The following is an 11,318-nucleotide window of genomic DNA, read 5'->3' as shown; positions in this document are numbered from 1 at the left end:
GCCTGCTAATCTATTGATTTGCAGGCTTTTGATGCGTTTGCTATTTCTTCAAGTGATCCCGCTGGGATTCGAACCCAGGACCCATACATTAAAAGTGTATTGCTCTACCAGCTGAGCTACGGAATCGGTTGGTTATGTTTTGCTGCTAAACCTCAGCTTCTTTCCTCCTGTCCTGTTCCTCAATCGTGGTGCAAAGGTACACTTTAAAAATATCCTTCCAAATCACAGACAAAAGTTTTTGTTCCACACAAATTTTAAGAGGAACTAACGGTCTGTTTACAAGACAAATGACAGCGTAATTTTTTTTTTCTGAGCTGTTCCAAATTTGTAATAACAGGAAAAATAGGCTCCCGGGCTGCCAGCGCAGATTACGGTCAAAAATAATACGTAGATTAGGTGAAACTTTTTATTTAAAGGTTGTTATAACTTCTTAATATTTTAGTTTTCCCTCTTGCTACTAACAAAATAATTACTACATTTCGACAGATTATACTTCTACAAACGTATTCTATTCGTCATATTAATTATTTCCAAAAGTCATTAACTACTCTTTTTCAACTAGTTGCACCCTCCAACCACAAGATTTTCAATATTGGGTTCGCCCCTTCAACTGAAAACGCCAAAACTCCATTTCCAGGAGTCCTCTCTTGTGCTTTTTTTAACTAACCCATTCATTTAATTCTTCAAACATTTACTTTTTAAACATTGATGAAACTTTTACAGAAGTTAATTTTCGCGAGTGGGTTGCTCGGCCTCATGGCGGCGACCTCGGATGATGCGTTACGGAAAAATCAATTGGCTGTAGCATCACAGGTTTATTGCGGGATCAAACCCGGGACAAATGAGCCTTTAAAGTGGACGCACGACGAATTCCTGGGTAATGTGGGTGGAAAGCCGGTTTACACGATTATCCATCAGAACAGAATTTACATCAGATGGGATGGCAACCCGGACCAAAGCCGTAAGAATGAGGCTTTTGAAAATACGGCCATTCTGCTGCACATGGACAACAACAAGTTCCCTAATAACACGGAGGGAAACCGGGTTGTTAACGCTTGTATCAACTCCATTGACCCTAGCACGATGGGTAACAACTATCTGGGCACGCAGCAGGGAAATATGATTCCTTGTAACAATAAGCCTATCACAGATGGTTTAATGCTGGGAACGTATAAGGGTGGTGATGGTGTAAGAACATTTCAATATGCGATCATCAAGGATGGTTTGCTGCGTGTGAACTTTCACCGTGAAACAAACGGATACAGCAGGGATGCAATTTCAATGGGCTTGATCCGTCAGACGCTCGAAGGTGAGAACGGCAGTTTTATGAACCCGAATATGGGATTTTCATTGAACTATAACGAGGTCCTTAGCTGCTTCTGGAACGAACTTCCTAAAAACCCTGATTCAGTAGTAAACCCTGAGCCTAACTGTCCCGGCGGCCCTACTTTGGGAACGATCACCAACATTTCGCAAACTGCTTTACGCTTTTCGTACTCAGGCAACGGCATTCCAAATATCGACTGGAGAATAAAATCTGGTAATAATGTTCTGAGATCTGGTAAAACAGGAAATCTGTCTTCTACAAATGTTGATATTTCATTCGGCTCAATGGCAGCCGGAAATTATACTTTGGAAATTGAAGGTGGTGATTGCGCATCATCAGTTAGCTCGCAGGCATTTACGATAAACCAGGCTAACTGCCCAAGCGGACCATCTATCTCAAATGTCAGAAACGTCTCTCCTACCGGCATTACAGTTGATTTCAATGGTTCAGGCGTTCCTAACCTGACATGGCGCGTGAAACAAAGCGGTAATGTTGTTAGAAACGGAAAAACAGGTAATCTAAGCTCAAATTCAGCATCGATCTCTTTTAACAGTCTGGGTGCAGGCACTTACTCGATTGAAATCGAGGGTGGTGATTGCCTTTCTTCTGTTAGTACTTCTAATTTCACTGTCGTTCCCGGAAGCTGCCCTGGCGGTCCTTCATTGGGCACGATCAGCAACATTTCGGCATCTGGTCTGCGTTTCCAATTTGACGGTAACGGCGTTCCTAACATTACCTGGAGAATCAAATCCGGTGCAGATGTAGTTCGTAATGGTAAGACTCCCGGCTTGACTTCTTCATTGGTTGATATTTCATTTGCAACACTTGGCGGCGGAAATTATACTTTGGAAATTGAAGGTGGTGACTGTATTTCAACAGTAAGTTCTAAAACGTTCTCAGTAGGTTCGACCAACTGCGCAAGCGGCCCATCGATCTCTGGCATTTCGAATGTCTCAGCTACCGGCTTGACATTCAATTTCAACGGCGTAGGCGTTTCAACCGTAACATGGCGCGTGAAACAAAATGGCAACACGGTAGCAAGCGGAAAAACGGGCACTTTGAGCTCCAATTCAGCAGCTATCACATTCGGAAGCCTTGGAGCTGGTGGTTACACACTGGAGATTGAAGGCGGCAACTGTACTTCTGCTGTTAGTTCATCTAATTTCACGGTGTCCACACCAAACTGCGCAAGCGGCCCGACAATTTCAGGTCTCAGGAATGTTTCGGCATCTGGCCTGACTGTTGATTTTAATGCCGTGGGCGTTTCAAATATCACATGGCGTGTTAAGCAAAGCGGTAATGTGATCAGAAACGGCAAGACGGGTAATTTGGGATCAAACTCTGCTGCTTTGTCGTTTGCTACATTAGGTGCAGGCACTTATTCTCTTGAAATTGAAGGTGGTGACTGCGTATCTTCGGTAAGCTCTTCAAACTTTACGATTAATCCAGGCACTTGCCCTGGCGGTCCTACATTGGGCACGATCAGCAACATTTCGGCATCTGGTCTGCGCTTCCAATTTGATGGTAACGGCGTTCCTAACATTACCTGGAGAATCAAATCCGGTGCGGATGTGGTTCGCAATGGCAAAACGCCTGGCTTGACTTCTTCACTGGTTGACATTTCATTTGCAACGCTTGCTGGCGGAAATTATACTCTGGAAATTGAAGGTGGTGACTGTATCTCAACAGTAAGTTCTAAAACGTTCTCAGTAGGCTCGACAAACTGCGCAAGCGGACCATCGATCTCTGGAATCACTGGTGTTTCTGCTACTGGTTTGACATTCAATTTTAACGGTGTGGGCGTTTCTACGGTAACATGGCGCGTGAAGCTAAATGGCAACACTGTGGCTAACGGAAAAACCGGAACTTTAAGCTCCAATTCAGCAGCTATCACATTCGCAAGCCTTGCAGCGGGTAACTACTCTCTGGAAATTGAAGGTGGTAACTGTACTTCTGCGGTAAGTGCTTCAAACTTTACGATTGCTACACCAAACTGCGCAAGCGGCCCGGCAATTTCAGGTCTCAGGAATGTTTCGGCATCTGGCCTGACTGTTGATTTTAATGCCTTGGGCGTTTCAAATATTACATGGCGCGTGAAGCAAAGCGGAAACATTATCAGAAATGGTAAAACAGGTAATTTAACCTCAAATTCTGCTGCATTATCATTTGCCACATTGGGTGCAGGCACTTACTCTCTGGAAATTGAAGGTGGTAACTGCGTATCTTCAGTAAGTACTTCGAACTTTACTATCAATGCAGGAACTTGCCCTGGCGGTCCTACATTGGGCACGATCAGCAACATTTCGGCATCTGGTCTGCGTTTCCAATTTGACGGCAACGGGGTTCCTAACATTACATGGAGAATTAAATCCGGTGCAGATGTAGTTCGCAACGGTAAGACTCCTGGCCTGACTTCCTCACTCGTTGACATCTCATTCGCGACACTAGGCGGCGGAACTTATACATTGGAAATTGAAGGTGGTGACTGCGTATCAACTGTCAGCTCTAAAACATTCTCCATCGGCTCGACTAACTGCGCAAGCGGACCATCGATCTCCGGCATCACGAATGTTTCTGCTACTGGTTTGACATTCAATTTCAACGGCGTGGGCGTTTCTACAGTAACATGGCGCGTGAAGCTTAGCGGCAATGTAGTAGCAAGCGGAAAAACGGGCACTTTGAGCTCCAATTCAGCAGCTATCACGTTTACCAGCCTTGCAGCGGGTAACTATTCTCTGGAAATTGAAGGCGGCAACTGTACTTCTACGGTTAGCACTTCAAACTTCACGGTTGCAACACCAAACTGTGCTAGCGGGCCTTCAATTTCGGGTCTTAGAAATGTTTCGGCATCTGGTCTGACTGTTGATTTCAATGGTGTAGGTGTTCCAAATATCACATGGCGCGTGAAGCAAAGCGGTAATGTGATCAGAAATGGTAAAACAGGTAACTTAACCTCAAACTCTGCGGCGTTAACATTTGCTACACTGGGCGCAGGCACTTATTCGCTCGAAATCCAAGGTGGTGACTGCGTATCTACGGTGAGCACTTCAAACTTTACTATCAATGCAGGAACTTGCCCAGGCGGTCCGACATTGGGCACGATCAGCAACATTTCGGCATCCGGCCTGCGTTTCCAATTTGACGGTAACGGCGTTCCTAACATTACGTGGAGAATCAAATCCGGTGCAGATGTAGTTCGCAATGGTAAGACTCCTGGTTTGACTTCCTCGCTGGTTGACATCTCTTTTGCAGCACTGGGCGGCGGAACTTATACTTTGGAAATTGAAGGTGGTGACTGTATTTCGACTGTTAGCTCGAAAACATTCTCTATCGGCTCGACAAATTGCGCAAGCGGCCCGACGATCTCAGGCATTGCTAATGTCTCAGCTACCGGTTTGACGGTTAACTTTAATGGTGTAGGCGTCTCATCTGTCACATGGCGGATCAAGCAAGGCGGAGCAATAGTGGCAAACGGAACAACTGGAAATCTTTCCAGCAACTCTGCTGCGATTACCTTTGCAGCGCTTAATGCAGGCTCTTACTCACTTGAAATTCAAGGTGGCAATTGCGTATCAACAGTTAGTTCAAGCACATTCAATGTAACCACGGTTGATAACCGCCTTCCATGCGAGTACGGACCGATCTTGAAATCTGTCTACAACCAAACTGAGACTGGCCTTATATTTAACTTCCATGGTAACAATGTTTCCAGCATCGACTGGAAGATCATGCAAGGAAATACAGTAATGCGTTCCGCACGGGTTAATCTGACCAGTGACCGTCCGCAGATCAGCTTCGCTGCACTTGAAAGAGGTGACTACACGCTTCAAATTGAAGGCGGTTCCTGCAAATCAACTGTTCAGACGATGGCATTCAAAATCGATGCAGTGCTTCCGATCTACATTGCCAGGTTTGCTGCTGCACCAGCGGAAGAAGGCGTTGAGCTTTCGTGGAATGTGACTGACGAGCAGAATGGTAAAGGTTTTGAAGTGATCCGTTACGACAACCAGGTGAAGGTTCCAAATGTGATCGGCGAGTTGCCTTTGTCTGACAAGCGTGTTGGAGAATACAAATTCGTTGATAAATCACCGGTTTACGGCAACAACTATTACCAGCTGAAAATGGTCGACCGGGATGGTAAATTCCTTTCCAGTCGCATTGTTACAGTTCGTTATGAGGCTATTACGGGAGCATTTGTATCGCCTAACCCGGTTAGAGACGTTGTTAATGTTGAGTTTATTTCAAAATCTGCCGGAAAAGGAAGAGTTGAAACTTACAACATCAGCGGTATCAAACTGAATTCGGCTGAGCAGGATGTGGTTGAAGGAAAAAATACTTTGCCGCTGAATGTAACAGGCTTGAATGAAGGTCATTACTTCCTGAAAGTCTACTATGGCAATCAGGAAATGAACATGCGGTTCTTCAAGGTTCGCTAGTAATTTAATATTTTGAGAAAAAGGGATGTGGCTCGCTGCCACATCCCTTTTTTGTTTGGTAAATAATTAAAAAAATACTTGCAGCAATGTCCTGTTCGTCCATACTCATTTGTAATGGGGATGTAAATTATTTATCATTAACCATAAATTGAGAACAACATGGAAGAGTACATTGTAATTATGCGGTTGGATTTGTTGACCAAGGAAGCGCAGCCCTCGCCCGAACAAATGGAAGGCTACATGAAGCAATATCATGACTGGGTTGGCGGCATTGCAGCCCAGAACAAATTCAGCGGCGGAAAGGGCTTAGCTGTCGAAGGGAAGGTGCTTAAACCAAACAATGTAATGACGGACGGGCCGTTTGTCGAAATAAAAGAATCGGTTGCGGGCTTCATCATCATTAAAGCAGCCAGCCTCGACGAGGCCGTTGAAATGGCACAAGCCTGCCCGATCCTGCATGGTGAAGGCAATAGTGTTGAAGTCCGGAAAATCATTTCTGTGCACGAAAGCTAAAACAATGCCCGACCACGGACCCGTCATCCCACATTTGTTCAGGACCGAATACCGGAAAATCGTGTCCGTGCTTTGCCGGCATTTCGGGTTTCAGGAGATTGAGGTGGCCGAAGATATTGCTAGTGAAACGTTTCAGGCAGCCATGCAAGCCTGGGGCATAGAAGGCCTCCCGCCTAATCCGGCGGGATGGCTTTATAACACCGCTAAGAACAAAGCCAAAAACCACCTCCATCGGGAGTCCATTTTCCGGGATAAGATCGCGCAGGAACTGCAAAAGACCGCGCAACAATCGGACAGCGCCGACATAGACCTTTCATTTCAAAACATTACAGACAGCCAGCTTCAAATGATGTTTGCGGTTTGTCATCCTTCCATCTCCCACGAATCGCAGATCTGCCTCTCGCTCCGCATTCTTTGCGGGTTTGGAATCGACGAAATAGCGAGCGCTTTCATGACAAATAAAGAAGTCATCAGCAAACGCATTTTCAGGGCAAAGGAAAAGTTGCGCGAAGCTAAAGTGGCTATCGAAATGCCGCCTTTACCGGAAATTGAAGCCAGGCTGGAACCGGTTTTGAAAACCGTTTACCTGTTATTTAATGAAGGTTACTATTCAGTTAATCAAAACAATACATTAAGAAAGGACTTGTGTCTTGAAGCAATCCGCCTGTGCACCATGCTGATCGAGCATCCCGAAACCAACAAACCGAAAGTAAATGCACTGCTGGCGCTGATGTGTTTTCATGCTTCGCGCTTCGATGCTAGAATGAATGACAACGGTTCCCTGATTCTTTATGACGATCAGGATTCAAGCCTTTGGAACACAGACCTGATCAGTAAGGGTGCTTATTTCCTTAAAATGGCCGGGAAAGGAAATGATTTGTCCAAATATCACCTCGAAGCCGGCATCGCCGCATGGCATACGCAACAGGCAGACAGCCCCGAGAAGTGGGACGGGATTTTGCATCTATACAATCAGTTATTACAGCGCGAGTACTCCCCTATCACGGCGCTCAACCGCACCTACGCTGTTGCAAAAGTCAGGGGAAAAGCGGTCGCAATCGCAGAAGCAGAAAAATTGCAGATGCCTGAAAACCACTTCTATTTTGCCCTGCTGGGAACGCTTTATACGGGTCTGGATGATCAAAAAGCAATGATGCACTGGCAAACCGCATTGTCCCTTGCAAAAACAGAAAGCGACAAAGAAGCAATCCGCAAAAAACTGGCTGATTAAGCGAAGAGTCCTTGATTGCCCTAATGGAACTGCCCAAATGGAATTACTCCAATCGAATTGCGGCAATCGAATTGCCCCAATCAAATTGCGGCAATCGAATTGTCGCATTGTACCCTCTAATTCGTCGTATTTACACTGCGTCCGTCGGCCGGATGTGCGGTAGATTTGTATCAACAAAAACAAACTCAATCATCAAACATTTACTGTCATGAAAACGACCCGCATTATTTTCTGGATTTCAACAACACTGATCTTTTTGTTTGAAGGCGTCATGCCCGCGCTCACTTCCCATACTGAAATGGCCCGCGAAGGAATCCGGCATCTGGGTTACCCAGATTATTTTGGCCCGATGATCACAGCCTTCAAAATTGCCGGTACAATAGCATTAATGCTGCCGCAAGTTCCGCCGCGCCTTAAAGAATGGGCTTATGCCGGCTTCGTCTTCGACTTCCTCTGTGCAAGCATCAGCATCACCGTCGTAGACGGATTCGGCTTCAACTCCATATTCCCGCTGATCGTACTAGCCGTTCTCATGGTGTCATATTTCACTTATCACAAACTTCAAGCCCAGCAACACGGCACGCATGCCTTTTGATGCGCTGCATTTGTCTATAAACTAGAAAGGAACATTCCTTTCTAGTTTGCCTTATAAAAAGAAATCAATGTAAATACAAAGGCTGCAAATGCGCAGAAAGTGCGGACGGTATGACGATTATTCCATGGCTGTTCGAACAATATGCGGTGTCTGGCAATCTCGCTACTTGTCGCTGTACTAATATCAAAGTTAGCCAGTGCGTCATTCAGTGGCACATTTCCGAAAATAGTAATTCCTAAAACGCCTACGACGTAAATGCCGGTTGCCGTTAACAGCATTTTGAGTTGAAAAGCATGTTGCAAGGAATAGCTAAGCCAGCTCGCCAGGATCAGCACCAGAACTGAACCCATGAACGAAGCGAAAAATGCAGGATTCAGGATCGCTTTGTTAATCTGCTGCATTGCACGCAAATATTCCGCATCAGGCAATTTATTCAAGCCCAAATTAACCGAGCAGGAATAGGAATAGAATAAACCAGCAGATAACCCCGTCAATAACGCAGAAATAACCAGGCTAGGGAAGTAAATGAAGTTCATGTGTTAATGGAATAGCAAGATGTGGTCATCATTTTTTAAAGATGGGCAAAGTTAGCATCCTCATTCTCATTACAATAGAACAACCCCGACATTGATCGACGAATGTCTCCATAAAAAACACTCAAAAAACATTCCCAGAGCCTTGCGGCATATCATTTAAATAGTACTTTTGCAAAATCCTCGGCCAGGTGGTGAAATTGGTAGACACGCTACTTTGAGGGGGTAGTGCCTTCGGGTATGGGAGTTCGACTCTCCTCCTGGTCACAACCTGCGCTGCATTCCGGCGCAGGTTTTTTTATGCCATTCCTTTTTAAAAAATTAGCATATATTTACTATTAATTGGACGACCCCTGATTTTTCTTAATAGTTTGAAGGACTACTACCACATGAAGGTGATTGCGCTGCTTGGCGTTATTGGGCTGGTTTTTGCTTCCCAGTCTGTCTGCTACGCTCAGTGCCTGACCAAAGTGAGCCGATCCACGAACAAAACGGAATATTATCAAGTTGTTCAGCTGGTGGATAAAAAGGAATATCTGAGCTTGTCGCGCACTGGAGAAGAGAAGATTTTTACCTATCACAATGAAGAAGTAGAGCTCATTTTTCACGTGCAAATGTTCACGGAAATAAGGTTTACAACCAAGAGTGGCACTTTTTCACTTTTTACAACCACTTCCGACCGTAATTTCTGGAACAAGTCATTTATGCTTTCCTCGCCGGTTACGCCGCAAGAACTGGAGAAAATGAAAGGCACATCCAAGATTGAAATCATCCTTCCCGAGGAGCGCAAGATTTATACATTCAGCCCCAAAAGCAATCAGATCCTCAACAAGGCATTAGCGTGCGTGCTTTAATCAGCATTTAGTAATGACCTGATTTTCAGATGTAGAACAACTCTTCGTTTAACCTGGAAACGATGTAGTTGAAATCGTCCGGATTGGAAGCAAAGTCCATTTGGTTCACATCAATTTCGATGATTTTGCCATGATCGTAATTTTTGACAAAATCATCATAATAATGGTTGAGCGCAGTCAGGTAATCGGTTGAAATGTCGGCTTCGAAGTCCCTGCCCCGCTTTTTGATCTGTGAAACCAGCTTGGGAATGTCTGCTTTGAGGTAAATCAACAGATCCGGTTGCGAAACAGTCCGGATAATGGATTCAAAAAGCAAAAGATAAGTCTGGTAATCCCGCTCGGTCATCACGCCGGACTCATGCAGATTTCTTGCAAAAATAAATGCATCCTCGTAAATGGTCCTGTCCTGGATAATGGTGGAGTAAGTGGTTTCGCGTATTTTCTGGACCTGTGCGAAGCGGTTATTGAGGAAAAAGATTTGCAGGTTAAATGCCCAGCGATCCATATCCTGGTAAAAATCAGCGAGATAGGGATTGCCTTCTACGGCTTCGTACATGACGTCCCATTTGAAATATTCACCCAGCATCTGGGTTAATGTCGTCTTGCCTGCGCCGATGTTGCCGATGATTGCAATGTGCATAATGTGAACGGAGTAATGCCTGGGAATGCGTTGGTTTCGGTAAAAATATAGAAATCATTTCAATAGTTTGCTTCGTGCAAAAGTCCAATCCGCTCATTTTCGTTAAAGTGCGTTTCTTCGTATATTTGCAGCTGATTTGGGGGAAAGCGCTGCGTGGACATAACCCTTTCCTCTTTGGAATACATCAACTAATGCAACAATGAAGCCTTTCAAGGTAATTTTATATTATTTCTATGCGCCCATCGAAGACACGGAAACCTATCGCGATGAGCATCATTTGTTCTGCGTGCAGCACAATCTTCTGGGCAGGATCATCATTGCGCCGGAAGGTTTGAACGGAACCGTTTCAGGCACACCGGAAGACTGTGAGGCATATATGAATTACGTGCGTTCCGACAGCCGGTTTAAGGATGTGCAGTTTAAGGTGGAAGAGCATGATAAAGTGGCTTTTCAAAAATTGCATGTCCGCGTGAAGGACGAAATTGTCAATTCCGATCTGGGTGTTGATCCGCTGGTCCGGACGGGTAAGCATTTGGAGCCGTCTGAATTTAAGGAAATCCTTAATGATCCGAATGTGGTGCTTGTGGATATGCGCTCGGATTATGAGCATGAATTGGGCAAATTCAAGGGTGCTATCACTTTTGATATGCATAACCTCCGCGAGCTGCCCGATCACATTCACGAGATCGAACATTTGAAAGATAAAAAGATCGTCACCTATTGCACGGGCGGCATTAAATGCGAGAAAGCAAGTGCTTACCTGCTCGAACAGGGTTTTCAGGACGTATATCAGTTACATGGCGGCATTATCCGTTACGGGCTGGAAGAAGGCGGGGAAAATTTTGATGGTAAATGCTACGTTTTTGACAACCGCATTGCCGTTGAGGTTAACAAAGTCAACCCAACCGTTATCTCCCGCTGCTACATCTGCGACGAACCTTGCGACCGCATGATTAACTGCGCCAATGCAGAATGTAACACGCACGTGCCGGTTTGTCACAAATGCGGTGAAGAAATGGAGGGTGCATGCTCACCTGAATGTAAGGCACACCCAGACAAACGCACGTATGACGGAACGGGATATTATGTGAGCAACAGCAACCATTACCACCCGCTGCAAGGCCTTAAAAGTCAGAAGAAGAATATTAAAAAAATGAAACTGGCCCACAGAACTGAACCGGCTCAATAA

Annotated in this window: 8 protein-coding genes and 2 tRNA genes; 7 read left to right on the top strand and 3 right to left on the bottom strand. The window is 45.2% G+C overall.

Going from position 1 to position 11,318, the window contains the following annotated elements; translation table 11 throughout:
• Positions 1 to 53: 53 nt before the first annotated feature.
• Positions 54 to 126: transfer RNA gene (locus tag L0660_RS19100), tRNA-Lys, on the bottom strand.
• Between the two features lie 582 nt (positions 127 to 708).
• On the opposite strand from L0660_RS19100, the gene L0660_RS19095 reads away from it, so the two are divergent.
• From L0660_RS19095 to L0660_RS19080, 4 genes are all read left to right on the top strand, one after another.
• The gene (locus L0660_RS19095; RefSeq protein WP_235160865.1) at positions 709 to 5,763 is read left to right on the top strand and encodes a T9SS type A sorting domain-containing protein; all 5,055 of its coding nucleotides are present in this window, start codon (positions 709 to 711) and stop codon (positions 5,761 to 5,763) included.
• A 159-nt stretch (positions 5,764 to 5,922) separates the two neighbouring features.
• On the top strand, positions 5,923 to 6,276 hold the full coding sequence (locus L0660_RS19090; protein ID WP_235160862.1) for a YciI family protein: 354 nt from the start codon (positions 5,923 to 5,925) through the stop codon (positions 6,274 to 6,276).
• Positions 6,277 to 6,280: 4 nt separating this feature from the next.
• Entirely contained in the window at positions 6,281 to 7,507 is a 1,227-nt protein-coding gene (locus L0660_RS19085; protein WP_235160858.1) for an RNA polymerase sigma factor, read from the top strand.
• 208 nt (positions 7,508 to 7,715) lie between these two features.
• Positions 7,716 to 8,102: a DoxX family protein gene (locus tag L0660_RS19080; protein ID WP_233798140.1), complete on the top strand. Its 387-nt coding sequence runs from the start codon at positions 7,716 to 7,718 to the stop codon at positions 8,100 to 8,102.
• Between the two features lie 41 nt (positions 8,103 to 8,143).
• On the opposite strand, the gene L0660_RS19075 is transcribed toward L0660_RS19080, so the two are convergent.
• The gene (locus L0660_RS19075) at positions 8,144 to 8,638 is read right to left on the bottom strand and encodes a DUF1772 domain-containing protein (RefSeq protein WP_235160855.1); all 495 of its coding nucleotides are present in this window, start codon (positions 8,636 to 8,638) and stop codon (positions 8,144 to 8,146) included.
• A 182-nt stretch (positions 8,639 to 8,820) separates the two neighbouring features.
• Here L0660_RS19075 and L0660_RS19070 point away from each other — a divergent pair.
• Together L0660_RS19070 and L0660_RS19065 are read left to right on the top strand one after the other, a co-directional pair.
• Positions 8,821 to 8,902: transfer RNA gene (locus L0660_RS19070), tRNA-Leu, on the top strand.
• Positions 8,903 to 9,006: 104 nt separating this feature from the next.
• The gene (locus L0660_RS19065) at positions 9,007 to 9,489 is read left to right on the top strand and encodes a hypothetical protein (protein ID WP_235160853.1); all 483 of its coding nucleotides are present in this window, start codon (positions 9,007 to 9,009) and stop codon (positions 9,487 to 9,489) included.
• A 25-nt stretch (positions 9,490 to 9,514) separates the two neighbouring features.
• Here the strand turns inward: L0660_RS19065 and L0660_RS19060 are convergent, their stop codons facing one another.
• Positions 9,515 to 10,129 carry a deoxynucleoside kinase gene (locus L0660_RS19060; RefSeq protein WP_235160851.1) on the bottom strand — a complete coding sequence of 205 codons (615 nt, stop codon included), beginning with the start codon at positions 10,127 to 10,129 and terminating at the stop codon, positions 9,515 to 9,517.
• A 199-nt stretch (positions 10,130 to 10,328) separates the two neighbouring features.
• On the opposite strand from L0660_RS19060, the gene L0660_RS19055 reads away from it, so the two are divergent.
• Positions 10,329 to 11,318, top strand: a complete 990-nt coding sequence (locus L0660_RS19055) for a rhodanese-related sulfurtransferase (protein ID WP_235160850.1) — start codon at positions 10,329 to 10,331, stop codon at positions 11,316 to 11,318.

This window comes from Dyadobacter sp. CY351, assembly GCF_021502625.1.
Classification (GTDB): domain Bacteria; phylum Bacteroidota; class Bacteroidia; order Cytophagales; family Spirosomataceae; genus Dyadobacter; species Dyadobacter chenhuakuii.
Note: the sequence above shows the minus strand (reverse complement) of the source record. Positions and strands in the feature narration are given on the sequence as shown.